The organism is Asanoa sp. NPDC049475, from assembly GCF_040676915.1.
Taxonomy (GTDB): Bacteria; Actinomycetota; Actinomycetes; order Mycobacteriales; family Micromonosporaceae; genus Asanoa.
The window spans coordinates 218,429-244,354 of sequence record NZ_JBFAPY010000001.1 but is presented as its reverse complement, the minus strand read 5'-3'; the positions used below and the strand labels follow the sequence as shown (position 1 = coordinate 244,354).

The window sequence follows — 25,926 nt, the reverse complement described above, 5'->3', positions numbered from 1 at the left end:
CGCCGCCGGCGCCGGGAAGGGTCAGCGGAAGTCGGCGTCCTCGCCGTCGACCGGCCGCTCGGAGGACGAGCGCGACCACTGGCGGTGCGTCCGCTGGGTGTTGCCGCCGTCGTCGGCCGTCGGCGACGGTGCCGGCTGGGTCCGGGCCGGCGCGGGCGCCTGCGCGGGCTTGGGTGCCGGGGCGGCGGTCCCGACGGCCGGCGCCGCACCGCCACCGAACGAGCCCAGCGAGTTGAGCAGCTGGAGGTCGCCGAGCGGCGAGTCCTTGGTGTCGACCCCGGACAGCGGCAGGTTGCCGACCACCGGCAGGCCGACCACGGAGTCGTCGGCCTCGGTGAGGCCGCCGAGGAAGCCCGGAGGCATCTCGGCCTCGAGCGCCTCGCCGATCAGCGGCGGCACCAGACCGCCGATCCCGTCGAGGTCACCACCCCGCAGGTCGGCGACGCCGAAGTCGCCGGGGTCGGGTGCGGCGTGCTTGCCGACGGCGCCAAGCGGGTCACTCGCGAGCTCGTCGAGCGCCCCGCCGCCCAACCCACCGACCCCACCGGCGCCGCCGAGGTCCGGCAGTCCACCGCCCCGCCCGAGCGAGTCCAGCCCGCCGAGCGAGTCGAACGTGCCACCACCGAAGCCGCCGAGCTGGTCCGCGTCTACCGTGCTGCCCAGGGTCCGCATCTGGGAGTCGCTCCCGATCGTGTTGAGGTTGTCGTCGCTGAGCGTCCGGCCGGTCTGGTCGACGCCGTCCTCGAGCGCGCCGGTCAGCCCGCGGGCGGATCCGCCGAGCCCGAGGGGGTCGTTGCCGAGCGCGCCGAGCGGGGACTCGCCGAGCGGGCTGCCGCCCACCACCGGCAGCGCCGAGCCGGTCGTCGCCTGGCCCTTGAGCAGCTGGTCGTCGCCGAGCACGCCGGTCGGGTTGTCGGCCAGCGGTCCGACCGAGCTCACCGTGTCGCCGACGGTGTCGACGCCGAGCTTCTTGTCGCCGAAGCCGAGCAGCGTGAGGCTGTCAGCCGAGATGGGCGCGGGTGCGGGGCCGGCCTCCAACGCCGCGGGGTCGACACCGGCCGCCGGGTTCGCCGGGACCGCGCCGAGGAAACCGAGGTGCTGCCCCGGGGCCGCGTCGACCGGAGCGGCGCTCTGCAGGTCGCCCATCGGAGTGAGGAAGCCGTCGAGTGAACCGCGTAGGTCGTTCACCGGAGAGTTCATCGGGTCGGCCTGTGCAGCCCCGCCCGCCAGGAGCAGGGCGCCACCGGCGGCGACGCCGACCGTACCCACCGCGCGATAGATCCACTTGGTCATGTCAGTCCATTCCGTAGCGCATTAGCGGCATTTGCCGCCTAACTCACCAAACGGACCAACGACGCAAGCTCGTATTCCGTTGCTCTCCGAGCGCGGTCAGCACCTACGATCCCGTTCATGGTCGTTCCCTGGCGCAACCGGGCCCGTCGCGCGGTCGAGACCCGGATCATGCGCCAGCCCACGGCGGGCGGCCTGTTGCGCCCCAACGGGGACGCCCGGCCGCACTACATCGTCTGCGGTCACGATGCTCTCGCGTACCACCTGGTCAACGCCCTCGGACCCGCGACGGTGCGGGTGACCGTCGTGGTGCCGCCCATCCGGCATCCCACGGCGCCGGACATCACGAAGATCCGCGGCATCCGGGTCATCCGTGCCGACCGGATCGACGAGGCGACCCTGCGCTCGGCCGGCCTGGAGACCGCCGCCGGGCTCGCGCTCATGCAGCAGGACGACGTCGGCAACATCCACGCCGCGTTGACCGCGCACGAGATCGCGTCGCGGGTCCGGATCGTGCTGCGGATGTTCAACACCGGTCTCGGGTACGGCGTGAAGCGGCTGCTCGGCGACTGCGAGGTGCTCTCGGACGCGGCGATGGCCGCTCCCACCTTCGTCGCCGCGGCCCTGGGCGAGGTGGCGCCGACCAACTTCCACCACTACGGCCGCACGCTGGTGGTGGCCCACCGCGCCGAGGTACGGCCGGAGCATGTCGTGTGCGGCATCGCGGACACCAGCGACCCGGCGCACCTGATCGTGCTGCCCGAGCCGGACCAGGCGGACCTGGTGCTGGCCGAGGCCACCGGCGCGCAGCCGGCCACCGAGGTCGCCGCCAACCGGATCGCGCGGGCACGCCGGTTCCGGCGACCGCTCTACGGCACCGGCAAGGCGCTCCGGTCGTTCTTCAGCCGAAAGATCGGCGTCATCACGGCGGCCGTACTCGGAATCGCGCTGGTCTTCGGCTTCCTGCTCTATCGCGCCGACGGAGCCGCCCACCTCGACCCGTGGCAGGCTGTCTACACGACCCTGCTGACCGCACTCAACGGCGCCGAGGTCGAGGTCGACAAGGGCATCGCGGTCCAGCTCATGCAGATCGTGCTCACCGTGGCCGGGCTCGCGCTGGTCCCGCTGATCACCGCCGCCGTGGTCGACGCGATGGTCAACGCCCGGCTCGCGCTCAGCGCCGGCCGGCTCGCCGTCCCGCGCGAGGGTCACGTCGTGGTGGTCGGGCTCGGCAACGTCGGCACCCGGGTGATCCGCCAGCTGCACAACCTCGGCGTCGAGGTGGTCGCGATCGACAAGGTGCCCAACGCGCGCGGCGCCGTGGTCGCCAAGCAGCTCGGCATCCCGGTCATCATCGGCGACGCCGCGCTGGAGGAGACCCTGGTCGAGGCCTCGGTCAGCGCCTGCCGCGCGCTGGTCGTGGTGTCCACCGACGACGTGACCAACCTCCAGGCCGCGCTCAACGGGCGGGCGTTGCAGCCGGACCTGCGAGTGGTGCTGCGGCTCTTCGACGGCGACCTGGCACAGCGGATCCGCTCGACGTTCGGCATCTTCCGCTCGCACAGCGTTTCCTATCTGGCGGCTCCCGAGTTCGCGGCCGTGCTGCGCAAGCGGCAGGTGGTGGCGACCGTCCCCGTGGGCCGGCACGCGCTGCTGGTCACGATCGTGGTCGTCGCCAAGGGCTCGGCGCTCGACGGCCGGCCGGTGCGGGACGCCGACCAGACCCGCGGCGTACGCGTGATGGCCCTGCTCCAGGCCGGTCAACGCCCGCGTTGGTCGCCGGCGCCGGACACCGTGCTCGGCCCCGGCGACGAGCTGACCGTGATCGCCCGGCGGGCGGGGCTGAGCTGGCTGATCAAACAGGCCGGCCCGGCGCCGGCCCTGCCGACCCAGCAGGTCCCCGAGGACCCCACCGTCGCCGACGGCAGCCCGGCCGGCACCTCAGACTGAACCGATTGATCTTCGGCCAGCCTCAGACTGACTCCGCCGCCGACAGCTCGGGCACGTCCACGCCCAGCACGGCCTGCTCGTCCGGCCGGTGCACCAACACGTCCTTTAGGTAGGACTGCACGGCCGCGGCCAGCCCGACGTCGCGGCCGGACTCCTCGGAGCGGAACCAGCGGTGCTCCAGCACCTGGGTGAACAGCTCGGCGGGCTCCAGCTTGCGCCGCAGGTCGGCCGGCACGGCCCGGACGACCGGCTCGAACACCTCGATCAACCAGCGGTGCGCGGCCTGCTGCTCGTCGGTCAGGTCGGTGTCGACGCGGTACGCGTCGAGGTCGTTGAGCAGCGCCCGCGCCTGGTTCTCCTCTGCGTCGAGCCCGGTCAGCCGCAGCAGCCGGCGCGTGTGGTGGCCGGCGTCGACCACCTTCGGGCGCACGTACGCCCGGCCGCCCTCGCCCACCGACATCGACACCTCGGCGATGTCGAAGCCGAGCTCGTTGAGCCGGCGGATCCGCTTCTCGATCTCGTGTCGCGAGTCGCGGGCGACCTCCTGCTCGAAGGTGACCTCGTGCCACAGCCGCTCGTACCGGGCGATCACCTCGTCGGCCACCCACTCGGGGTCGATGGCCTCGTCGAGCAGTTCGGCGGCCTGCAGGTCGAGCGCCTCGCCGAAGATGTTCAGCCGCGCGATCTCGACGTCCTCGTTGCGCTGGCCGTTGCTCAGCGACGGCCGCAGCGCACCGGTCTCGGCATCGACCAGATAAGCGGCGAAGGCGCCGGCGTCGCGCCGGAACAGCGTGTTGGACAGCGAGCAGTCGCCCCAGAAGAAGCCGGTCAGGTGCATCCGGACGAGGAGCGCGGCGAGCGCGTCCAGCAGCCGGTTCATCGTCTCCGGGCGCAGGGTGTGCGAGAACACCGCGCGGTACGGCAGCGAGAACTGGAGATGCCGGGTGACCAGCACGGGGTCGAGCGGCTCGCCGGCGTCGTCGGTCCGGTCGGCGACGATCGCCACCGCCTCCACGGCCGGGAAGTCGATCCGCTCGAGCGCGCGGAGCAGGTCGTACTCGCGCTCCGCGATCCGCTCGCCGGTCTCCTTCACGGCGTAGACGGTGCCGGCCAGCCGGACGAAGCGCACGACGTGCCGGGAGATGCCCTGGGGCAGGGCGACGAGATGGTCGGCCGGCCACTCCTCCAGCGGCGTCGACCACGGTAGGTCGAGCAACGCCGGGTCGATGAGGGCCGAAGTGATGCGCACGGGTTCAAGTCTGCCCGCTCACGTTGCCGCTACGCAGGTGTCCGTGGCTCGTTACACAGTGGCGAGATGATCTGATTGTCTGCTCTGGGGCTTTTCTCCTGGCTGGCAGTCCACGTAGGAGCCGATGGGAGACAGGTATGCGGCGGACTCTGGCGCTGGTCGCGGGTGCGTGCACGGCGGTGGTCCTGGCGGGCGCGACGGCGTACGCGATGACCAGCGACCCGCTCGAAGCACAGCCGGCGGGAAGCGCGGGGCTCGGCCGGGCCGAAGCTGCGGTGGCGGAGGACGCGCCCGCGGCGCGGGCCGAGGCGCCCGCCGCCGGACCGGTCGCCGCCGCTCCCCGGAAAGAGGGCATCGGCCCGGTGATCGACGCCGTGGGCCGCCAGCAGGTCGGCGCGCTGGAGTCGGTCGACAGCCTGCTCGGCTACCGCAGCGAGGGCACCACGCAGACCTTCTCCTACCCAGGCGCCGAATACGTGAAGGTGCACTTCGACGAGCTCGCGATGCTGCCGGGCGACTACGTCACGGTCGCCGACCCGGCCCGCTCCGAGGTGCACCGGATCGACAGCGACCCGCTCGACGTGGTCGGCGGACTGCTCGGCAGCCGCGCCGAGGCCGCCGGTGACGGCGCCGGCCGCTGGGCGATGTCGGTGACCGGCGACACGGCCGTGGTCACCCTGCACCGCGCCATCCCGGACCCGCTGGGCGTGCGGGAGGCGGCCGGCCTCGGCGTCCGGGTCGACAAGGTGGCCCGCGGCTTCACGGACGCCGAGCAGGAGAAGGCCGACGCGGCGGACCGGGCGCTGACCGAGAACGGCCGCGAGGAGAGCGTCTGCGGCAGCAACGAGGCGCGCGACGCGGTCTGCTACAAGTCGGCCGACCCGACCGCCTACAAGAAGTCGAAGGCCGTCGCCCGGCTGCTGATCAATGGCACCGAGCTGTGCACCGGCTGGCGGCTGGGCACGACCAACCGGATGCTCACCAACAACCACTGCATGGTCACCTCGAGCGACGCGTACGACACCGAGGTCTGGTTCGACTACCAGTGCACGAAGTGCGGTGGGCACGCCGTGTTCAAGGCCACCAAGGTGTGGGGCGACAAGGTGCTGAGCACCAACCGCAACCTCGACTACACGCTGTTCACGGTCGAGAACTTCGCCCAGGTGCAGAAGTTCGGCTACCTGACCATCGAGACCACCCGGCCGACCCGCGGCAGCGAGGTCTACATCCCGCAGCACCCCGGCGGCGACCCCGGCATGATCGCGATGGGCAGCGACAAGGACAACGGCGGCATCTGCGCGGTCAACGACCCGGCGTACGACGGCTACACCACCGACAGCGACGTCTCGTACTACTGCGACACGGCGGGTGGCTCGTCGGGTTCGCCGGTCATCTCCCGCAAGACCGACCGGGTGATCGCCCTGCACCACTTCGGCGGCTGCCCGAACAGCGGTGTCCGGATCGACCTCATCTACAACCGGATCAAGAAGCTTCTGTGAACCTGCGGTAGGCGGGCCGTCCGGTCTGGTGCCGCGCGGATACCGTGGTCACGTGCGAAACGCGATCACCGAACGCGCGGCGGCGCTCCGGCTTCAGCCGGTGCGGCCCGCCGGCTGGTGGTTCGACGGCCTCCTGGTCGGCCTGTTCGCACTGCTCACCGGCGTGCTGGCGGCCGGCGGCCTGCTCGGTGTCGACACCGCCACCCACGACTGGGTGGTCAGCCACCAGAGCCAGGCGACGTACTGGCTGGCCCGGGTCTTCAACTTCCTCGGGCAGGGCACCCCACTCACCCTGATCAGCCTGGTCATCGCCCTGTTCCTGGCGGTGCGCCGCCGCAACGTCTGGCCGGTCCTGCCGGTCGTGGCGGCATTCCTGCTGACCGGCATCGTGATCATGCCGCTGAAGATCTGGACCGAACGGGCGGCGCCGGGGTACGAGGGCCCGAACGCCGTCGACCTCTTCAACAGCGCGCTGCCACCGGGCACGTACGACGTGAGCTATCCGTCCGGCCACCTGGTCAACACCGTCGTCTGGTACGGCGTGATCGCGCTGCTGCTGGCCCCTTGGTTGAACCGCACGGCCCGGCTGTGGCTGCGCATAGCCCCGCCGGCGATCGTCTTCGTGACGACGATCTACCTCGACTTCCACTGGCTGACCGACTCGGTCGCCGGAGTGCTCGCGGGCGTTTTCATCTCCCGCCTGATCGACCGAGTTCCGTGGCAACTACCGGAGGCCTAGCCCGCCGCCTCGGCCTACGCGACGCGGTCGTGGTGGGCCTGGGCTCGATGCTGGGCGCGGGCGTCTTCGTGGTCTTCGCACCGGCCGCCGCCGCTGCGGGCGGAGTCGGCCTCCTGGTCGCACTGGGCGTGGCGGGTTTCGTGGCGTTCTGCAACGCGATGAGCTCGGCCCAGCTGGCCGCGCTCTATCCCGAGTCCGGCGGCACCTACGTCTACGGCCGGGAGCGGCTGGGCGCGTTCCCCGGCTTCCTGGCGGGCTGGGCGTTCGTCAGCGGCAAGACAGCGAGCTGCGCGGCAATGGCGTTGGCGATCGGCGCGTACGCCTGGCCTGCGCATCCCCGCGTGGTCGCGGTGCTGGCGGTGGTCGCAGTGACGGCGCTCAACCTGCGCGGCATAGCGAAGACGGCCCGGGTGACCCTGGTCCTGGTGTCGGTGACACTGCTGGTGCTGACCGCGGTGTTCGTGGCCGGCCTGGTGAGCACGCCTTCGCTGTCGCTCGGGCCGGCGCCGTCCGCCCGTGGCGTGCTGGCCGCGGCTGGCCTGTTGTTCTTCGCATTCGCGGGCTACGCCCGCATCGCCACGCTTGGCGAGGAGGTCCGCGACCCGGCACGCACGATCCCCCGGGCGATCCCGCTGGCCCTGTGCATCGTCCTGGTGATCTATTTCGCGCTGGCGCTGATCGCCCTGGCGGTCCTGGGCCCGTCTGGCCTGGCCTCCGCAACCGCGCCGCTCGCGTCGGTGGCCTCGGTGGCGGGTTCGTCGGGGCTGGCGTCGGCGGTCCGGGCGGGTGCGGTGGTGGCGGTGTTCGGCGTCCTGGTCGCGCTGCTCGCCGGCGTAGGGCGGACGGCTCTCGCGATGGGCCGCCGCCGCGACCTGCCCGCCGCGCTCGCGTCGGTGAACCCGTCGACGCAGGTGCCACACGTGGCCGAACTCGTGGTCGCGGCCGCGGTCATCGTCCTGGTGCTGCTCGGCGGCCTGACGAACGCGATCGCGGCGTCGAGCTGCCTGGTGCTGGTGTACTACGCGATCGCGAACGCATCGGCCCTGACCTTGCGCGACTCCCACTTCAGGCGGGTGCTGGCCGCCCTGGGTCTGGCGGGGTGCCTGGTGCTGGCCGCGACGGTGCCGACCCGAGGCCTGCTGGCCGGCGCGGCGATCCTGGTGGTCGGGGCGCTCTGGTACGGCGCTCGTCGCTTGGCGACCTCTCTCTGAGCCCCCGGCCGGGATCGAACCGGCGACATCTCGCTTACAAGTTCTGGGCGCGCTGTCCGGCGGGGTCCGTCGGCGTCCGCGTCGGGCGACTGTCCATGTCCGGCAAGCGCCGGCTCTCCTCGTCCGTACCGGTTGCTGTCGCCGTTGCTGTCGACAGCATTCCCCCAGTTCACCAAGTAAAGGTAAGGCGGCTCCGGCCAGCCTGGTCATCGCGCCGGCCAGGCTCTGTCACCTGGACGGACGTCGTCACCAGTGGTCGTCCTTGTTCGCTCACGATCGACCTCCGACGGCGTGGTGACGGCCTGGACCTGGTCCTCGTCGACCCACCGTTAGCCGGCGCACCGGCCAGCGACAGTTGCCCTCGTTCCAGCCCGTCGCGGCATATGCGAAGACCGCTAACAGCAGCAGGCCGCTGCCGTAGAGCCTCCACATGCTCCCCGAGTAGCCGTCGCGGCGCGAGGATCGGAGATCTCAAACATTTACCAAAAAACGGAGACCATGATCACCCAGAGCAGGGACTCGTTCATGGCCCGCCATTGTTCCGTCGGTCGCGATCCGAAGCCAGCCCTGCCGCCTGCCAGGTCCTCAGAGTGGAAAAGTGAACAGGAACTGTCAGGCTGGTGAACGACCCGGGTCGATGCCCGTTGGGCGAGCAGAATGGGTTGACCATATGCAAGAAAAACGTATAGGCTTTGCCCAATCAACGGCCAACGGGTATCGGCCGTTCTCAGCGAGCTAAATAACGGGGAACCAATGAAGAAGCTGCTCAGCCGTGGACGCTTGATGGTCGCACGAATTCTTACTTTCGGGGCCGTTGTAGGAGGAACGGTGATTGCCACTATAGCGCCGGCCCAGGCCCAGAGTTGGGACACGTGCTGCTTCAACATCGGACCCGAAAACTTCATCAACGTTACTTCGATTATCGAGACGTCGGGCGCCAACTGGGACCATGACGCCTTTCTGCAGATCGGTGCGAAAGCCACGTCCGCTACCGGATGCAAGATCACAGGTTGGTTGATTTTGTCATCCAGTTCAGGCACCTGGGAAGGCCCGCGAGTCACCAAAGACTGCACATACAGTTTGACCCATCGCAATACCGCAACACGCTATGAATTCTGGGCTGGCTATTCGTCGGCGGCTACGGGGAAAAGCCGGGTCTGCATAGATCTCTACTACAATAATTCAACGAGTTCCGGCTGGCAGCGTTGCGGAACAAGCGGCGTTTATTACAACCTGTGAACCCATGTGAGACCTCAAGCCATAGCGTTCACGGCTAGGACTTCGCCCTCCCCGTCGCCCAACGCGCCCACCACGGGCGAATCTTGACTTCCAGCGATGTTGAACGTGGAAGTGGACGATGGCCAAGTCGTGTGAGTGATACTAACTCCACGACCGCGTGAACGTCTTCGTGGAGCCGGGCAGGAATGCGGCTACGAACAACGGTGGGACCATGAGCACAATCGACATCCCGTCTGCCGTCGACCCGCACTCCTGTGGAGCGGGCCGCCCGGCCCGCCACGTCAAGCGGACCTCGACACGGGTTCGGACGCTGGCGGGCCGGGCGGTGGTTTGCTCGGCTCGCCCGGGTCGATGGCAGGCGGGATGGCTCCTTCCGCAACTACCCACGGACCGTGACCGCGGACGATGCCCCAGCCATCCAGTTCGTACACGCGGTGCTCCGTAACGCTTTGCAACACGCCATGCGCGAGGAGTTGATATCCCGCAACGTTGCCAAGCTCGTACGCGTGCCGGCACCGCGATACAAGGTTGGCAAGGGGTTGTCTGTAGACCAGGTCCGCAAGATCCTCAGCGCCACTGCCGGCCACCGGCTCCATGCGCTGTACGTGGTGGCAGCCACGATGGGGCTGCGAAGGGGAGAGCTGCTGGGTCTTCGCTGGTCAGATCTCGATCTCGACGAAGGCACCCTGCGTATTCAGCAGACGGTTCAACGCGTTGCCGGGAAGCTACACCTCCTGGACGCCAAAACCGAGGACTCAGAGGCCGTGCTCCCATTGCCCGACGTCACCTGGCTTACCCTGCTGGAGCACCAGGAGCGCCAGCCGGTGGAGAGAACCGAGCTAGCCGAGATATGGGAAGACCATGATCTTGTCTCTCCCTCGGAGCGCGGCACCCCGATCGAACCGACCAACCTCAGTCGATCATTCGCCCGGCTACGCGACACGGCAGAGATGCCGGACGTTCGTCTTCACGACCTGCGGCACACGGTCGTTTCGCTCCTGATGGAGCTTGGCGTCCCGCCGCACGTCGTCCAGGCCATCGCCCGACATGCCGATGTCAAGATCACCCTTAAGGTCTACGCGCATGCCAACCTTGACGCGATGCGGCGGGCCCTCGGGAAGCTCGACGGGCGTCTGTCATGAGCCCGGTTGCTGTCATCGTTGCTGTCAACGGCCTGCCTGGCGGCAGGGCCACCGACGATCTGGCTGGTGGAGATGGAGCCCCCGGCCGGGATCGAACCGGCGACATCTCGCTTACAAGGCGAGTGCTCTGGCCAACTGAGCTACAGGGGCAGGTAGAGCACAGCATAGCGAGCCTCGACGCAGCCGGCGCTTGCCAGGGCAAATGGGGCAGGAGTCGCGGCCTGCCCTTGGCACGAATGCGAGAAACGTTTACGGTGACGAGCATTGGTGTCGGCACCTTGACGTGCCGGCAGCTCTTTTCACTCGGATCGTCCGGCACGTTCCTGCCGGTGAAAGGAAGCGGTGTCCCCCCATGGCTACGGTCACCTACACGCAGGCCACCCGGATCTACCCGGGCACTGAACGGCCTGCGGTCGACCACCTCGACCTGGAGATCGGCGACGGCGAGTTCCTCGTCCTCGTCGGCCCCTCCGGCTGCGGCAAGTCGACCAGCCTGCGCATGCTCGCGGGCCTCGAAGACGTCGACGAGGGCTCGATCCACATCGACAGCCGCGATGTCACGCACCTGCCGCCGAAGGCCCGCGACATCGCGATGGTCTTCCAGAACTACGCTCTCTACCCGCACATGACGGTGTACGAGAACATGGCGTTCGCGCTCAAGCTGCGCAAGACCTCCAAGTCGGAGATCGACCGCCGCGTCAAGGAGGCCGCCGGCCTGCTCCAGCTGGAGGAATACCTCGGCCGCAAGCCGAAGGCGCTCTCCGGTGGTCAGCGCCAGCGTGTCGCGATGGGCCGCGCGATCGTGCGTGAGCCGCAGGTCTTCCTCATGGACGAGCCGCTGTCGAACCTCGACGCCAAGCTCCGCGTGCAGACCCGCACCCAGATCGCCTCGCTGCAGGCCAAGCTCGGCATCACCACCGTCTACGTGACCCACGACCAGGTCGAGGCCATGACGATGGGCCACCGGGTGGCAGTCATGCTCGACGGCGTGCTCCAGCAGGTCGACACCCCGCGGAACCTCTACGACAGGCCGTCCAACGTCTTCGTCGCGGGCTTCATGGGCTCGCCGGCGATGAACATCAAGACCGTGCCGCTGACCGACTCCGGCGCCAAGTTCATCGACATGGTCGTCCCGCTCACCCGCGAAGAGGTCGAGAAGGCCCGGGCCAACGGCGGCGGCGACAAGGTGACGATCGGCTTCCGGCCGGAAGACTGCGACCTGGTCGGCCCGACCGAGGGCGGCCTGCCCGTCGTCGTCGAGCTCGTCGAGGACCTCGGCTCCGACGCCAACATCTACGGCCACGCGGCCCTCGACGGCGTCTCGGAGCGGTTCACCATCCGCACCGACCGCCGCCACATGCCCAACATGGGCGACACCGTGTTCGTCAAGCCCCGCGCCGACCGGCACCACGCGTTCCACGCGACCGCCGGCACGCGCATCTGATCACTCGCGTCACAAAGGCGGGCCGGGCGACCGGCCCGCCTTTTCGCTATCCGGCGAACCGGCGCAGCTTGAGGTCGGTCTCCCCGACGCACGCGATCGCCGTGGTCGTCCAGGTGCAGGTGCCCGCGCGCACGCCGCCGAGGGCGCCGAGCTGCACCGGTTCGGCCTCACCGAGCACCCACCCGACGACGTTGTAGTCATCGACGGTGGCGGTCGGCGCCTGCCCGAAGACCAGCACGCTTGACCCGTTGACCCGGGCGGCGACGCCGGCGGTGTCGAGCACCTGCTTGCCCTCGGCGTCGTAGCCCACGGCCCGCGGGGTCCCACCCTCGTCGCTCTGCACGACCACGTGGGAGCCGACCGGCAGGATCGCGTCGGCGCCGGCCGCCGGCCGCTTCCAGGTCTTGCCCTTGTTGCCCAGGGGCACCGCGACGAGCTCGGTGGTCTTGGCGTCGAAGCTGGTCTGCTCCAGCACGCAGATCTGGTCTTCCCCGCACGGGCTCACCGCGGTAGCCCGGCGCTTCGGGTCGTCGGCCCGGTAGACCAGGCGGGGCTTGTCGAGGGCGTCCAGGTCGATCGCGACGAGCTCGGTCGCCTCGTTCTTGCCGATGACGAACAGCTGGCCGTCGTACACGGTGACCAGGTCGCCCGGATCCGCCGCAGCGGTCTGCTCCCCGCGGATGTCGCCGGAGACGGCGTCGACGACCCGCACCGACTTGTCGGCACCGATCTGCACGAGCCGGGTGTCGTCACCGCGGTCGGGGTCGAGCGCCACCCCGGCGAAGTCCGCCGGTCCGGTCACGTCCGTCGGCGTCTGCGCGCCGTATACGGCGGTTGTGGTGGCGTCGTACTCGTCCTTCGGGAACGCCCGGTCCCATTTCTGAGCACCGTCACGCAGGCCGTAGCCGACGAGCTTGGCGTTCTTGCGGTCGACGACGACCAGCCGGTCGGCGACCACGAACGTCTCGTCGTCGTCGAACAGGTCGACGGACCACATCCGGCTGCCGTTGTCGGGGCTCAGCACGGAGAGCTTGTCAGGTTGGGTGCTGGTGGTCGCGTTGGCGTAGGCCAGGATCGCGCCCGGCACGGCCCGGATTCCCTGCCAGTTGTCGGACGCGTCGGGCACCTCCACGCTCCACAGCTGCTCGCCGGTGGTGGCGTCGGCGGCGACGACCGTCAGCTTCTTCTGCTCGGTCGGGAAGGCGAAGTAGGCCCGGTCACCCAGCACGTGCGTCCAGGAGTAGTAGGTCGATCCGGCCGCCGGCAGCGAATCACCCACGTCGCTGAACGCGGCAAACTTGACCTTGTCGTAGCCGTTGCCCTTGAGCAGCGCGACGACCACCACGACGGCGGCGACCACCAGAGCGAGGGCGGCCGCGGAGAGGGAGAGCAGCACCTTGCGCGGAGCGCGCCGGGCCGGTGCCGGCGGCGCGCTCCACGGGCCGGTGTTCGGTGGCGAACTCGGCGCGCTCGGCGCGGGCGAGGCCGGCGCGACTGAGATCGGCCGGGCGTCCTCGGCCGGGGGAACCGTCGCGGTGCCCGAGACGGCCGCGTGGGCGGGTTGCGGTGCGACGCTGGCCTGGGCCGGGACGTAGGCCGTGCGCGGTGCGGGCAGCTCCGCGAGTGCGCCCTCGGCGACCGGCAGCTCGGGCTGTTCCAGCACCGTCGGTGCGACGCCTAGGTCGGCGTGCAGCAGTCGGGCCACCATCGGCACCCGGGACGAGCCGCCGACCAGGAACAGCCCGGCCAGCTGGTCGGGTCGTAGCTGCGCGGCCGCGATCACCGCGGCGGTTTCCATGACGCCCCGGCGGAGCAGGGGGGTGACCAGCCGTTCGAGCTCTTCGCGGGTGAGGTGGACGGCCTTCTCGACGCCGGGCACCGCGACCGGGGCCACAGCGGCCCGGGACAGCATCTCCTTGGCGCCGCGCACGTCGTCCCAGAAGCGCTGCCGGTCGCGCCACTGGGCGGCGTTGGTCGGCCGGCGCAACCGGTCCCAGGCGGCCGGGTCGGTGGCGGCCACCACCTGACCGAGGTGCTCGACGAGGGCGGCGTCGAGGTCGAGGCCGCCCAGCTCGGCTACGCCGCCGGCCGCTACGACGCTGAACCGGACGCGGCCGCTCGGGTCGGGTCCGTCGTTGCGGATCACCGCGATGTCGAGGGTGCCGCCACCGAAGTCGAAGACGCCCAGGGCCGAGCCGACGGGCACCGGGCGGCGCAGCGCCTCGGCGAAATACCGCGCGGCGGCGACGGGCTCGGGCGCCAGCACGGTGCTGCCCGGCCAGCCGGCTCGGGTCAGTGCCTCCGTGAGCGCCTGCCGGCGGTGGCCGCCCCAGACCGCCGGATAGGTCAGCACGGCCGGCGGCAGGTGGCCGACCGCCTCGACCGCCGCATGCGCGACAGCGGCGAGGATCGCGGCCAGCAGGTCGACGGTCGCGATCTCGCGGTCGCCGAGCAGCACCCCGGGGGCGTCGACGTGCCGCTTCGGGTTGGGCTCGTAGCGCGCCGGGTCGGCCTGGGCCAGCCGTTGCGCGTCGCGGCCGACGTGCAGCCGGCCGGCCTCGTCGAGGAGCACACCGGACGGAAGCAGCGGTTGACCGTCGAACAGCAACGGACGCGTGCGCCCGTCGGGCCAGCGCAGCACGGCGACCGTGTTCGACGTGCCCAGGTCGACCCCGAGCGCGTGCCCTTGCATCTGCCGACTCCTCCACGAACGGGCGAGGGGATGCCCGGCCTGCATCCTATGTGCCGGGCACCCCCTCGATCAGGAGCCGTGCTCAGTCGAGAAAGCGCTGGTCCACGTTGAGGCCCTGGGTCAGCTTCAGCGTGATGAACTCGTTGTTGTCGGGAACGCCGGCGGTGCGGCCGGCCGAGCCCGGGAAGTTGTTGTCGTTGAGCACGGCGATCGTCCGGTCGTCGAGGATGACGACGTCTTCGATCGTCTGGAACGGGAACGTGAAGGTCTTGCCGAACCCGCCGAGCTTCTTCGGGTTGCTGATGTTCATCAGGTCGGCGACCAGGGTCTTGTCCATGGCGCCGTCCTTGTCCCGGTCGCTCATGCTGGCCTCGTAGATCTTCTTGACCTTCGCCGTGGCGCCCTGGCCGTTGTCGCGCTCGATGACCAGGAACCGGTGGCCGTCGATGGCGATGGCGTCGCCGATCGCGTTGCCCGGGTCGTCGAGCTGGTAGACGTAGCGCTTGCCGGTGTACGCACCCGCCCGCACGTCGAACTCGTTGAGCCGCAGCGTGCCCGGGGTGTCACCGGCGACGGTGCCCTCGAGCAGCGGGTACAGCTTGCGCCCGTCGGGCGACTGGGCCATGCCCTCGAAGCCCTTGCTGCTGTTGATGTTGTTCGGCGTGGTGCCGCGGAGCGGGTTCTCCGGTGCGAAGACGCCCGGCAGCGAGATCGGCGCCTGCATGAGCGCACCGGTGCGGTCGAAGTGGAGCAGGAACGGGCCGAACTCGTCACCGATCCAGTACGTGCCGTCGGCGGCCCGCTGGATCGACTCGACGTCGAAGTCCGAGCCGGTCAGCACGCGGTCCTTGCGGGTGAGCGGCCAGGTGACGTAGCCCTTGGGGTCGGTCAGGTTGACGCCACCGAGCACGTCGACCTTGCCCTCGTGGAACACGGGGGCGATGGTGTGGATCCGCAGGACGAAGTCGCCGCTGTTGGCCTTGTTGCCGAAGCCGTTGTCCGACATCACCTCGTAGCTGCCGTCACCGTTGCGCACGATGCCGGAGAAGCCCTGCACCGGCTGGTCGTCCCACGGCGCGGCAACGCCGTTGACCGGCGCGGTGTCCAACAGGGAGCCGGAGGGCTCGCTGGCCGGCACGAAGGTCAGGGCCGGCAGCGACGCGAACCCGGTCAGGGTCGCCGGCCCGAACTCGTCGGCGTCGTGCGCCGACGCGGGGCCGGCGACGCCGACGGCGAGAGCGGCGACGATGGCCGCGCCCGCCCAAACATTGCGACGTTGAGTCATGAGCCGAGAAATTAGCCAGCCCGGATGAACCAACCGAGGGCGTCATGTGAACGGCGGCTGTCAGGCCGTGCCGGTCTGCCCGCGGTGCAAGTCAGGGCGCACCGGCCCGGCGGCGCGTCAGGCGGCGTCGGCCCTTCGGCGGGCGACCTCGGCCAGTGCGACCGCGGCGGCGACACTCGCGTTGAGCGACTCGACCGTCGACACCATCGGGATGCCGACCCGCATGTCGCAGGTCTCGCCGACCAGCCGGGACAGCCCGCGCCCCTCGGAGCCGACCACGACCACCAGCGGGCCGACGGCGGCCTCGAGGTTGTAGAGGTCGGTCTCGCCGTCGGCGTCGAGGCCGATCACCACGAAGCCCTCGCGCTGGCAGGCCTTGAGCGAGCGGGTCAGGTTGACCACCTGGCTGACCGGCACCCGAGCCGCGGCCCCGGCGCTGGTGCGCCACGCGGTCGCGGTGATGCCAGCGGCCCGGCGCTCGGGCACGAAGACGCCCTGCGCGCCGAAGGCGGCCGCCGAGCGGATCACGGCGCCCAGGTTGCGCGGGTCGGTGATCCCGTCGAGCGCCACGAGCAGCGGCGTCGGGTGCTCCAGCGCGGCGGCGACCAGGTCGTCGAACGGCTCGTACGCGAACGGCGGCACCTGCAGCCCGACGCCCTGGTGCAGCACGCCACCGGTCATCCGGTCGAGCTCGGCGCGGCTGATCTCCAGCAGCGGGATGCCCCGGTCGCCGGCGGTGCGGACGACCTCGGTGACCCGGTCGTCGATGTCGATGCCCTGCGCGACGTAGAGCGCCGTCGCCGGCACCAGCGTGCGCAGCGCCTCGAGCACGGGGTTGCGGCCGACCAACAGCTCCGGCGCGTCCTTGGGCGTGGTGGAGCGGCGCCCGGGCGCGACCCGGGGGCCGCCGCCGGTGCGCGCCGGCTGGCGGCCCGACTTGGTGGTCTTGGTGGCTTTGCTGCCCTTGGTGCCCTTGCCCCAGGTGGTGTCCTTGGTGCCGGGCTGGCCGACCTTGGGGGCGCGCCCCTCGGCCGCCGCGGCGCGCTTTTCCTTCTCCTGCTTCCAGGCGGTGCGGTTCGGCAGCTTCTCGGTGCCCGAGTAGCCCTTGTGCCACGGCCGCTCGTCAGCGGGCAGGGTGCGTCCCCGGCCCTCCAGAGAGCCCTTGTTCTTGCCGCCGGAGCCGACGGTCGGCCCCTTCTTCTGCGTTACCCGCCGGCCGCGTCGCTGTGAGTTGCCCGCCATCAGTCCCTCGTTCCGATTGTCCAACGTGGGCCGTGCGGAGTGTCCTCGACGTTGACCCCGGCCGCGTTCAGCTGGTCCCGCACGGCGTCCGCGGCGGACCAGTCCTTCCTGGTGCGCGCCTGCGCGCGCTGCTCGAGCGCCAGGGCGACGAGCGAGTCGACGATCTCGCGGAGCTCCTCGCCGGGAGTGCCGCCGGTCGACGCGGTCGACCACGCCGGGTCGAGCGGGTCGATGCCGAACACGTCGAGCATCGCCCGGACAGAGCCGAGCGCCGCGCGTACGCCGTCGTCGTCGCCCTTGGCCAACGCGGTGTTGCCGACGCGCACGTGCTCGTGCACGACGGCGATCGCGCCGGAGGTGTTGAGGTCGTCGTCCATCGCCTCGACGAACTCCGCCGGCAGGTCGGCCGCGGGGATCGCACCCACGGACTCGACCGCGCGTTGCACGAAACCCTCCACCCGGCGGTACGCCGTGGCGGACTCGCGCAGGGCTTCGTCGGAGTAGTCGATCCGGGAGCGGTAGTGCACGGTGACGAAGTAGTGCCGGAGCTCGACCATCCGTACGCCGAGCGCGGTGACGTAGTCGAGGTCGAGCACGTTGCCCGTCGACTTGCCCATCTTCGTCTCGCCGAGGTTGAGCAGGCCGTTGTGCACCCAGTAGCGGGCGAACGGCAGGCCGGCCGAGCGCGACTGCGCTATCTCGTTCTCGTGGTGCGGGAAGGTGAGGTCGAGCCCGCCGCCGTGGATGTCGAACTCGGGGCCGAGGTAGCGCAGGCACATGGCCGAGCACTCGATGTGCCAGCCGGGACGGCCCGGCCCCCAGGGGCTCGACCATTGGCCCTCGACCGGCTCCTCCGGCTTGTAGCCCTTCCACAGCGCGAAGTCGCGCGGGTCGCGCTTGGCCCGGTCGGCACTGTCGGCGGCGCTGGTCATCTCGTCGACCCGCTGGCCAGAGAGGGCGCCGTAGTCGGCGTACGACTTCACGTCGAAGTAGACGTCGCCGGAGTCGTCGTCGGCCACGTACGCGTGACCGTTGTCGATGAGCGCGCCGATCAGCGCGTGCATCTCGGTGATGTGGCCGGTGGCCCGCGGCCCGTAGGTCGGCGGCAGCACGTTGAGCGAGCGGTACGCGGCGTCGAGCACGACCTCGTTCGCGTACGCGATGGCCCAGAAGGGCTTGCCCTGCTCCAACGACTTCTGAAGGACCTTGTCGTCGATGTCCGTGATGTTGCGGACGAAGGTCACCTGGTAGCCGGTGCGCTCGAACCAACGGCGCAGCACGTCGTAGCTCACGCCGGACCGAAGATGGCCGATGTGTGGCTCGGACTGCACGGTGAGGCCACACAGGTACATCGCGACCTTGCCGGCCTCTCGCGGGACGAACTCCCGCACCGAGCGGGTCGCGGTGTCATGCAAACGCAGCGTCACCTGACAAGGGTAGCGTTGATCCGTTTGCGCCTATGCTCGCGGTGTGACGCAGCCGGTCTATCGCGCGGGCGAGACCGCCCAGACGCTCGATCGCGGGCTGCGGCTGCTCTATCTGGTCGCTGACACTCCCGAGGGATTGACGGTCACCGAGGCCGCCGAACGGCTGGGTGTCGGGCGCGCGGTGGTCTACCGGCTGGTCGGCTCGTTGACCTCACACGGCCTGGTCCGCCGAGACGCCGCCGGGCGGCTGCGCCTGGGTGCCGGCGTGCTGCATCTGGCCCGGCGGGCGCACTCGCTGGTGATCGAGGCGGCGTTGCCCTCGTTGCGGCGGCTGGCCGAGGAGGTCGGGGCGACGGCCCATTTGACGATCGCCGAGGGTACGGAGGCAGTGGCGCTCGCCGTGGTCGAGCCGACGTGGACGGCGTTCCACGTGGCGTACCGGGCGGGGTCGCGGCATCCGCTCGCGCGCGGCGCGGCCGGGCTGGCGATCCTCGCGGGGCGCTCGGGTTCGCCCGATCCGGTGACGACCGTGGGTGAGCTCCAGGCGGGGGCGTTCGGGGTGGCGGCGCCGGTGCTCGGGGTCGAGGGGCTGGACGCCAGCGTGGGGGTAGTGGCGCTGGGCGCCCTGGATCTCGACGAGGTGGGTCCACAGGTGGCGACGGCCGCCGCGGCGGTGACTCTAGCGCTTTCCACAGCGTCGGGGTGAGTTATCCACAGGCTGTGTACAGCGCTCAGCCGTGAGTTATCCACAGGTCTGTCCACCGGCGCCACCGCTGACCGACCCTGTCTTCATGAGACCTCCATCGCTCGAGTGGCAGGTGTTCCGGGGCAGTGCGGCCGTGGCTTCCGGGCTGCTGACCGCGCACCAGCTCCGCGGCCGCGGCTGGGTCCGGCTGCGCCATGACGTCTATGCCGACTCGCGGCTGCCCGTCGACCACGCGCTGCTCTGCCGGGCGACGCTGGCCCGGCTGCCGCCGGACTCGGCGGTGCTGGCCGGCCCGTCGGCCGCTGTGGCGCACGGCGTGGTCTCGGCCGCCGGTCCCGGCGACCCTGTGCAGCTGATCCTGCGGGCGGATCGCCGGGTGGGGCGGCAGACCGGCACGGTGCTGCATCGGGTGCCGCTCGACGGGGATGATCTTTGCCGGGTCCCGCTGGCCGGTGGCTCGACCTCGGTGCTGGCCACTGTTCCCGCGCGCACGGCTTGGGACGCCACGGTCTGGCTGCCGATGCCCGACGCGGTCGCGCTCGCCGACAGCCTGCTGTTCCGGCGGCTGGTCACTCCCGGGTCGCTGCACGCGGTGGTGGCGCGGCTCGCCGATCGTCCGGGCGGTCGGCGGGCCGGGCACACGCTGAGTCTGGTCGACGGTCGGGCCGCGAGCCGGGCCGAGTCCATGCTGCGGATCGGGCTGTTCCTCGCGGGCCTGCCGGCTGGTGTTGCCCGTCCCCCGCTGTTCGCGGCGGCGCCCTGCCTCGCGTGGCCGGAGTTCCGGGTGGCCCTGTTCCTGACTCCTGCGCCGACGGGCGAGGCAGTCAGGATCGACGATGGCTGGTTGGTCCTGCGGCTGGCACCACAGACCTCGTTCTCGGAGGTGGTCCGGCAGGTGCGCGCGGCTCTGACGGGCCGCGGATGGCGCAATGCGCGAAAACAGGATGTCGTGGAGAGCGCTCTCTCTTCTACCATGCGGTGATGGAGGCAAAGAAGCCGACACTTGAAGACGTAGGCCGCGCGGCCGGCGTTTCCCGCGCGACCGCGTCCCGCGTGATCACGGGCGCGCACCGGGTGTCCACCAAGACCCGCAACCGCGTCTGGCACGCCGTGGAGCAGTTGGGCTACCACCCCGACCTGGCTGCCCGCGCCCTGGCCAAGGGCCGCACCGAGGTCATCGACCTGATCGTGATCGACGACGACGCGACCCGCGTGGGCAGCAACCCCTACTACAGCCGCGTCGTGTCGGGCATCCTGTCGGTCCTGGCCGGCACCGACACCCAGATGCGCACCCACGTGATCGACGAGCCGGACGCGCCGACCAGACTCGACGACGTGGCCCGCACGGTCGGCGTGGGCGCACTGCTGATCAACGTCCCGCCACCACTGGCGGCCCGCTTCTCGGCGCGCTGTGACCGGGTGGTCTCCCTGGGCCACTCGGCCCCGGGCGTCCCGTCGATCGAGGCGGACAACGCGGCGGGCGCGGTCGCCGCGGTCGAACACCTCTACCGCACGGGCCGCCGCAAGGTGGTCGCGGTGCACGGCAAACCCAACAACTCGTGCGCGATCGGCCGCCGCAGCGGCTTCAGCCTGGCCTCGGTAGAGGCCGGCCACGAGCCGATCGGAGCCGAGGGCGGCTTCTGCCTGGAGGCGGGGGTCACGGGCACCAAGGAGCTGCTGGCGGCCCACCCGGACCTGGACGGCATCTTCGCGGCCTGCGACCTGACCGCGATGGGCGTCCTACAGGCCTTGAACGAAAGCGGCCGGCGGGTGCCAGACGACGTCGCCCTGGTCGGCTTCGACGACAGCTTCCTGGCATCGGTGGCCACGCCCGCGATGACCTCGGTCCGCCAGCCGGTCGAACACATGGCCGCGATGGCGACCCGCGCGCTGCTGGCTGGTGAGACCGGCCCGAACTGGCAACACATCGAACCGGCCCCCCTCCAGATCCGCCGCAGCTCCGCCGCCGCCTGACCGGCCCGGGTCCGCCACCCCGGCCAGGGCCGAGCCCAAAGGTCGGCTGGCTGCGGCGACGGCCCGCACCAGAGCCGCAGGCCCGTCTGAGGCCGCGACCGAAGGTCAGGCTGGCCGAGGACCGCACCGCAAGCCCCGGTCCAGGCCGCGACCAAAGGTCAAGCTGGCCGAGGACCGCACCGCAAGCCCCGGTCCAGGCCGCGACCAAAGGTCGGACCCAGCCACAACTACAGCCCAGACCGGAGCCAAAGCCCTCCAGGGCCGCGACCACAGGCGGCGCATTTACGGGCGGGTCATGCGGAGGACGTCCAGGAGATCGTCCAGTTCCGCCTCCGAGATCTTTCCGCTGGCCACGTGGCCGCGGTCGATCACGACCGCGCGGATGGAGCGGCCGCTCGCCAGTGCCTCCTTGGCGATGGCCGCCGCCTCGTCGTAGCCCAGGTGGCGGTTCAGCGGCGTGACGATCGACGGGGAGCCCTCCGCGTACGCGCGGGCCACCTCCTCGTTCGCCGCCAGCCCGACCACACACCGGTCGGCGAGCATTCGGCTGGCCGCCGCAAGGAGGCGCACCGACTCCAGGATGTTGCGGGCCATCACCGGCAGCATCACGTTGAGCTCGAAGTCGCCCTGTGAGCCCGCGAAGGCGATCACCGCGTCGTTGCCGATCACCTGCGCCGAGACCTGGCGTACCGACTCGCAGACCACCGGGTTGACCTTGCCCGGCATGATCGACGAGCCGGGCTGCAGGTCGGGGATGCGCAGCTCCCCGAGACCGGCCCGCGGACCCGAGCCCATCCACCGGATGTCGTTGGCGATCTTGTAGAGACCGATCGCCACCGTCCGGAGCTGCCCGGACGCCTCGACCAGGCCGTCCCGGGCTCCCTGCGCCTCGAAGTGGTCGCGCGCCTCCGTCAACGGCAGCCCGGTCGCGTCCCGCAGCCGTTCGATGACCGCGGCCGCGAAACCGGGCGGGGTGTTGACGCCGGTGCCGACCGCCGTGCCGCCCAACGGCAACTCCGCCAGCCGTGGCAGCGTCGACTCCAGCCGAGCGATGCCGTTGCGGACCTGGGCGGCGTACCCGCCGAACTCCTGGCCCAGGGTGACCGGCGTGGCGTCCATGAGGTGCGTGCGGCCGGCCTTGACCACGGTCGCGAACTCGTCGGCCTTGGCGGCCAGCGCCGCACCGAGGTGGTCGAGCGCCGGCAGCAGCTCGTTGACCACGGCCTCGGTGGCGGCGAGGTGGATCGACGACGGGTAGACGTCGTTGCTGGACTGCGACGCGTTGACGTGGTCGTTGGGGTGCACGTCGCGACCGAGCTCGCGGGAGGCGAGGGTCGCGATCACCTCGTTGGCGTTCATGTTCGACGAGGTCCCGGACCCGGTCTGGAACACGTCGATCGGGAACTGGTCGTCGAACCCACCACCGGCGACGTGCGCGGCAGCGACCTGGATCGCGGTCGCCAGATCGGCGTCGATCACACCCAACGACCCGTTGACGGCGGCGGCCGCCCCCTTGATCTGCGCGAGCGCCCGGATGTTCGCGGGTTCGATCCCGCGCCCGGACACCGGAAAGTTCTCGACCGCCCGCTGCGTCTGCGCCCGCCACAACGCCTCGGCCGGCACCCGTACCTCACCCATGGTGTCCCGCTCGACGCGGAACCCGCTCTCCTCGGTCACCACCCCATCCTGCCCCGACTACCGGAAGCACGCAGAGTGATCCATACCGCTCAGGGGCGGCGACCGACCGTCAGGACCGGTTTGGTGACCTCCGCGAAGAAGTCGTTGCCCTTGTCGTCGACCACGATGAACGCCGGGAAGTCCTCGACCTCGATCTTCCAGATCGCTTCCATGCCCAGCTCCGCGTACTCCAGCACCTCGACATGCTTGATGCAGTCCTGTGCCAGCCGCGCCGCCGGGCCGCCGATCGAGCCCAGGTAGAAACCGCCGTTCTCGGCGCAGGAGCGGGTCACCTGCGAAGACCGGTTGCCCTTCGCCAACATCACGTGCGAGCCGCCGGCCTCCTGGAGCCGGGATACGTACGAGTCCATCCGCCCGGCCGTCGTCGGCCCGAACGAGCCCGACGCGTAACCCTCCGGGGTCTTCGCCGGCCCGGCGTAGTAGACAGCGTGATCCCGCATGTACGACGGCAGCGGCTTCCCGGCGTCCAGCAGCTCCAGCAGCTTCGCGTGCGCGATGTCCCGCGCTACCACCAGCGGGCCGGTCAGCGACAGCCGGGTCTTCACCGGGTACTTCGACAGCTCCGCGCGAATCTCGGACATCGGCCGGTTGAGGTCGATCTTCACGACGTCGGTCGTGTCGAGCTGGGCGTCGGTGACCTCGGGCAGGAAGCGCGCCGGGTCGGTCTCCAGCCGCTCCAGCCAGACGCCCGACGGCGTGATCTTCGCGACCGCCTGGCGGTCGGCCGAGCACGACACCGCGATCGCGACCGGGCAGGACGCGCCGTGTCGGGGCAGGCGGACGACCCGGACGTCGTGGCAGAAGTACCGGCCGCCGAACTGCGCACCGATCCCGAACTGACGGGTCAGCTCCAGGACCTCGGCCTCCAGGGCGATGTCCCGGAAGCCGTGCGCCGACAGCGAGCCTTCGACAGGCAACCCGTCCAGGTACTTCGCGGACGCCAGCTTCGCCGTCTTCAGCGCGTGCTCGGCCGAGGTGCCGCCGATGACAACGGCCAGGTGGTACGGCGGGCACGCGGAGGTGCCGATCAGCCGCAGCTTCTCCTCGAGGAACTGCATCATCCGCGTCGGGTTGAGCAGCGCCTTCGTCTCCTGGTAGAGGAACGACTTGTTGGCCGAGCCACCGCCCTTGGCCATGAACAGGAACTTGTACGCGTCCGCGTGCCCGCCCGGGTCCTCGGCGTACAGCTCGATCTGCGCCGGCAGGTTGGTGCCCGTGTTGCGCTCTTCCCACATGGTGATCGGCGCGAGCTGCGAATAGCGCAGGTTCAACCGGGTGTACGCCTGGAAGACGCCCCGGGCGATGGCCTCCTCGTCGGTGCCGTCCGTGAGGACGTGCCGCCCCCGCTTGCCCATCACGATCGCCGTGCCGGTGTCCTGGCACATCGGCAGCACGCCGCCGGCCGCGATGTTGGCATTGCGCAGCAGGTCGAGCGCGACGAAGCGGTCGTTCGGCGACGCCGCCGGGTCGTCGATGATGGAGCGCAGCTGGGTGAGGTGCGCCGGGCGCAGGTAGTGCGCGATGTCGTGCATCGCCTCGGCGGTGAGCGCGGTGAGCACTGCCGGGTCGACAGTCAGGAACTGGCGCCCACCAGGCCCTTTGACGACGTCGACACCCTCGTCCGTCACCAGCCGGTATTCCGTCAGGTCGTCGCCCGTGGGCAGCAACGGGGAGTACCTAAACGCGGCGTCGCTCATGAGCGGCTAGCTTAGTTCCCCTTGCAGACCTCTTGTTTGGGCCCGCCACAGTCGTCGTCGTCATTGCCCGGGTTGCCCGGATTGCCGCCTGCGGGTGGCTGGGCGGGCACTCCGCTGCCGCCCTGGAACAGCAGGTAGGCCAGGTTCCGCCCACTCACGATGATCATTCCGGCCGGGCCGACGGCGAGTACGTCGGCGTCCGAGCGCACGTTGACCAGTTCGGCGCCGGTCCCCGGGTTGAGCGCGATGATCTTGTCGGGATCCTCGTCGACCACCACCACGGCCGGCTGGGTCAGCGCGACGCTGCTCTTCGGCGCCGCCGGACGCTGCCAGCGGCCCTTGCCACCCAGCTCGACGGCGTGCACGGCACCGCCGTCGGCGGTACGCACGACCGCGTACCGGTCGTCGACTCCGAGCAGGTGCTCGCCGGGCGCGCTGGTGAACAGGATCCGGCCGTCGTACGCGTCGATCACGAGCTCCCGGGCGTCGGCCGCGACCCCGACGACCACGTTGCGCCCACCGGCCGGGTCGTCGCGTTGCGCGCAGCCGCCGTCCTTGGCGGTGCGCAGGTTGATCCCGGCGTTGCGCCACACCTCGCCACCGGTCGCCGCGTCGGACGCGACCACGGAGAAGTAGCAGGTGCCGTCGGCCGCCACCGCCTTGATCCGCAGCACCCGGCCGCCGACCACCACGACGCGCTCGTCGCGTTCCGGCTCGAGCTCGCGGACCACCTTTCCGGCGGCGGTGTCGACGATGTAGACGCGGTCGTCGATCGGCAGCCCGAGCATCGGCGGCATGAGGTCCGGGCCGCCGGCGTTGCCGTCGATCCGCCTGGCCGTCATCGGCTGCGTGCCGAGGATGTCGGGGTTGTCGGCGAACAGCACGAACCCGATGCCGGGGATCTCGACGCTCCACAGTGGGGCGCTGCCGCGCGGGTCCCAGGCGGTCAGCGTGCAGTCCTCCGGCGCGTGGCAGCGCACGTCGAGCAGCCCGTTGCGATAGGTCCAGACCGCCCGCGCCTCGGTGTCCTTCCGGAGCAGCGCGCCGCTCATCGGGTCGACGACCTCGTACCCCTTGACCAGCAGTTTGCCGGTGGCCACCACAGCGGTGTTGCCCTCACCCGCCACCGCGGCCCAGTCGGCCTTGTGCTCCCAGAGCTGCGCGCCCGAGCCGAGCCCGCGCGACTCCACCAGCGTGCGGTGCTCGATGATCACCGCTCCGCCGGCGATGGTGCCGCTGCGCGGGGTGCCGCCGAGCTTCTGCTGCCAGAGCGGGGCCGGGGTCGTCATGGGGCCGGAGGTGTTGACCATGGCCCAGACCTTGTCGAGCACCGGGGTCAGCACCCCGGTGAAGTAGCCCACGACGAGGAGGACCGCCACGAACGCGGCCCAGCACTTCACACAGGGGCCCTTACCCCTCGCCACCGGGACACCGTAACGACG

19 protein-coding genes and 1 tRNA gene are annotated in these 25,926 nt (G+C 70.6%); 10 read left to right on the top strand and 10 right to left on the bottom strand.

Annotation, left to right across the window (positions count from 1 at the left end; genetic code table 11):
* Nucleotides 1–21: 21 nt before the first annotated feature.
* A complete protein-coding gene (locus tag AB0J88_RS01150) occupies nucleotides 22–1,293 on the bottom strand; it encodes a hypothetical protein (RefSeq protein WP_364354503.1) in 1,272 nt (423 codons plus the stop codon).
* Between the two features lie 117 nt (nucleotides 1,294–1,410).
* Here AB0J88_RS01150 and AB0J88_RS01145 point away from each other — a divergent pair, with 117 nt between their 5' ends.
* Complete coding sequence (locus AB0J88_RS01145; protein WP_364354500.1) at nucleotides 1,411–3,240, top strand: NAD-binding protein; 1,830 nt, start codon at nucleotides 1,411–1,413, stop codon at nucleotides 3,238–3,240.
* A gap of 22 nt (nucleotides 3,241–3,262) precedes the next feature.
* On the opposite strand, the gene AB0J88_RS01140 is transcribed toward AB0J88_RS01145, so the two are convergent.
* Nucleotides 3,263–4,489, bottom strand: a complete 1,227-nt coding sequence (locus tag AB0J88_RS01140; RefSeq protein ID WP_364354497.1) for a DUF4032 domain-containing protein — start codon at nucleotides 4,487–4,489, stop codon at nucleotides 3,263–3,265.
* A 137-nt stretch (nucleotides 4,490–4,626) separates the two neighbouring features.
* Here AB0J88_RS01140 and AB0J88_RS01135 point away from each other — a divergent pair, with 137 nt between their 5' ends.
* The 5 genes from AB0J88_RS01135 to AB0J88_RS01115 all read left to right on the top strand — a co-directional run bounded on the left by AB0J88_RS01135 (nucleotide 4,627) and on the right by AB0J88_RS01115 (nucleotide 10,319).
* Nucleotides 4,627–5,988: a serine protease gene (locus tag AB0J88_RS01135; protein WP_364354494.1), complete on the top strand. Its 1,362-nt coding sequence runs from the start codon at nucleotides 4,627–4,629 to the stop codon at nucleotides 5,986–5,988.
* Nucleotides 5,989–6,040: 52 nt separating this feature from the next.
* Nucleotides 6,041–6,727, top strand: coding sequence for a phosphatase PAP2 family protein (locus AB0J88_RS01130; protein ID WP_364354491.1), 687 nt, complete (start codon nucleotides 6,041–6,043; stop codon nucleotides 6,725–6,727).
* Nucleotides 6,706–7,938, top strand: a complete 1,233-nt coding sequence (locus AB0J88_RS01125; RefSeq protein ID WP_364354488.1) for an APC family permease — start codon at nucleotides 6,706–6,708, stop codon at nucleotides 7,936–7,938. The genes AB0J88_RS01130 and AB0J88_RS01125 overlap by 22 nt, the downstream gene beginning before the upstream one ends.
* 753 nt (nucleotides 7,939–8,691) lie before the next feature.
* Nucleotides 8,692–9,177: a hypothetical protein gene (locus AB0J88_RS01120; RefSeq protein WP_364354485.1), complete on the top strand. Its 486-nt coding sequence runs from the start codon at nucleotides 8,692–8,694 to the stop codon at nucleotides 9,175–9,177.
* Between the two features lie 392 nt (nucleotides 9,178–9,569).
* Nucleotides 9,570–10,319: a site-specific integrase gene (locus AB0J88_RS01115; protein ID WP_364354482.1), complete on the top strand. Its 750-nt coding sequence runs from the start codon at nucleotides 9,570–9,572 to the stop codon at nucleotides 10,317–10,319.
* Nucleotides 10,320–10,392: 73 nt separating this feature from the next.
* On the opposite strand, the gene AB0J88_RS01110 is transcribed toward AB0J88_RS01115, so the two are convergent.
* Nucleotides 10,393–10,469, bottom strand: a tRNA-Thr gene (locus AB0J88_RS01110).
* Nucleotides 10,470–10,671: 202 nt separating this feature from the next.
* Between AB0J88_RS01110 and ugpC the strand changes: the two genes are divergently transcribed.
* Nucleotides 10,672–11,763 (top strand): sn-glycerol-3-phosphate ABC transporter ATP-binding protein UgpC, encoded by a 1,092-nt coding sequence (gene ugpC, locus AB0J88_RS01105; protein ID WP_364354479.1) that lies wholly within the window; start codon nucleotides 10,672–10,674, stop codon nucleotides 11,761–11,763.
* Nucleotides 11,764–11,809: 46 nt separating this feature from the next.
* Here the strand turns inward: ugpC and AB0J88_RS01100 are convergent, their stop codons facing one another.
* The 4 genes from AB0J88_RS01100 to cysS all read right to left on the bottom strand — a co-directional run bounded on the left by AB0J88_RS01100 (nucleotide 11,810) and on the right by cysS (nucleotide 18,409).
* Nucleotides 11,810–14,455 (bottom strand): Hsp70 family protein, encoded by a 2,646-nt coding sequence (locus AB0J88_RS01100; protein ID WP_364354476.1) that lies wholly within the window; start codon nucleotides 14,453–14,455, stop codon nucleotides 11,810–11,812.
* A gap of 82 nt (nucleotides 14,456–14,537) precedes the next feature.
* Nucleotides 14,538–15,740 carry an esterase-like activity of phytase family protein gene (locus AB0J88_RS01095; protein ID WP_364354473.1) on the bottom strand — a complete coding sequence of 401 codons (1,203 nt, stop codon included), beginning with the start codon at nucleotides 15,738–15,740 and terminating at the stop codon, nucleotides 14,538–14,540.
* Between the two features lie 117 nt (nucleotides 15,741–15,857).
* Nucleotides 15,858–16,982 (bottom strand): 23S rRNA (guanosine(2251)-2'-O)-methyltransferase RlmB, encoded by a 1,125-nt coding sequence (gene rlmB / locus AB0J88_RS01090; protein WP_364354470.1) that lies wholly within the window; start codon nucleotides 16,980–16,982, stop codon nucleotides 15,858–15,860.
* A complete protein-coding gene (cysS, locus tag AB0J88_RS01085) occupies nucleotides 16,982–18,409 on the bottom strand; it encodes a cysteine--tRNA ligase (protein WP_364354467.1) in 1,428 nt (475 codons plus the stop codon). The genes rlmB and cysS overlap by 1 nt, the downstream gene beginning before the upstream one ends.
* Before the next feature lie 43 nt (nucleotides 18,410–18,452).
* On the opposite strand from cysS, the gene AB0J88_RS01080 reads away from it, so the two are divergent.
* The 3 genes from AB0J88_RS01080 (at nucleotide 18,453) to AB0J88_RS01070 (ending at nucleotide 21,089) form a co-directional block, all read left to right on the top strand.
* Nucleotides 18,453–19,115, top strand: coding sequence for a helix-turn-helix domain-containing protein (locus tag AB0J88_RS01080; RefSeq protein WP_364354464.1), 663 nt, complete (start codon nucleotides 18,453–18,455; stop codon nucleotides 19,113–19,115).
* A gap of 85 nt (nucleotides 19,116–19,200) precedes the next feature.
* Nucleotides 19,201–20,097, top strand: a complete 897-nt coding sequence (locus AB0J88_RS01075; RefSeq protein WP_364354461.1) for a hypothetical protein — start codon at nucleotides 19,201–19,203, stop codon at nucleotides 20,095–20,097.
* Complete coding sequence (locus AB0J88_RS01070) at nucleotides 20,097–21,089, top strand: LacI family DNA-binding transcriptional regulator (RefSeq protein ID WP_364354458.1); 993 nt, start codon at nucleotides 20,097–20,099, stop codon at nucleotides 21,087–21,089. Before AB0J88_RS01075 ends, AB0J88_RS01070 begins: the two co-directional genes overlap by 1 nt.
* Nucleotides 21,090–21,371: 282 nt before the next feature.
* On the opposite strand, the gene AB0J88_RS01065 is transcribed toward AB0J88_RS01070, so the two are convergent.
* The 3 genes from AB0J88_RS01065 to AB0J88_RS01055 are packed head-to-tail and all read right to left on the bottom strand — an operon-like array spanning nucleotide 21,372 to nucleotide 25,908.
* Nucleotides 21,372–22,766, bottom strand: coding sequence for a class II fumarate hydratase (locus AB0J88_RS01065; protein ID WP_364354455.1), 1,395 nt, complete (start codon nucleotides 22,764–22,766; stop codon nucleotides 21,372–21,374).
* A gap of 50 nt (nucleotides 22,767–22,816) precedes the next feature.
* A complete protein-coding gene (locus AB0J88_RS01060; protein ID WP_364354452.1) occupies nucleotides 22,817–24,484 on the bottom strand; it encodes a fumarate hydratase in 1,668 nt (555 codons plus the stop codon).
* A gap of 11 nt (nucleotides 24,485–24,495) precedes the next feature.
* Entirely contained in the window at nucleotides 24,496–25,908 is a 1,413-nt protein-coding gene (locus AB0J88_RS01055; RefSeq protein ID WP_364354449.1) for a PQQ-binding-like beta-propeller repeat protein, read from the bottom strand.
* Between the last annotated feature and the right edge of the window lie 18 nt (nucleotides 25,909–25,926).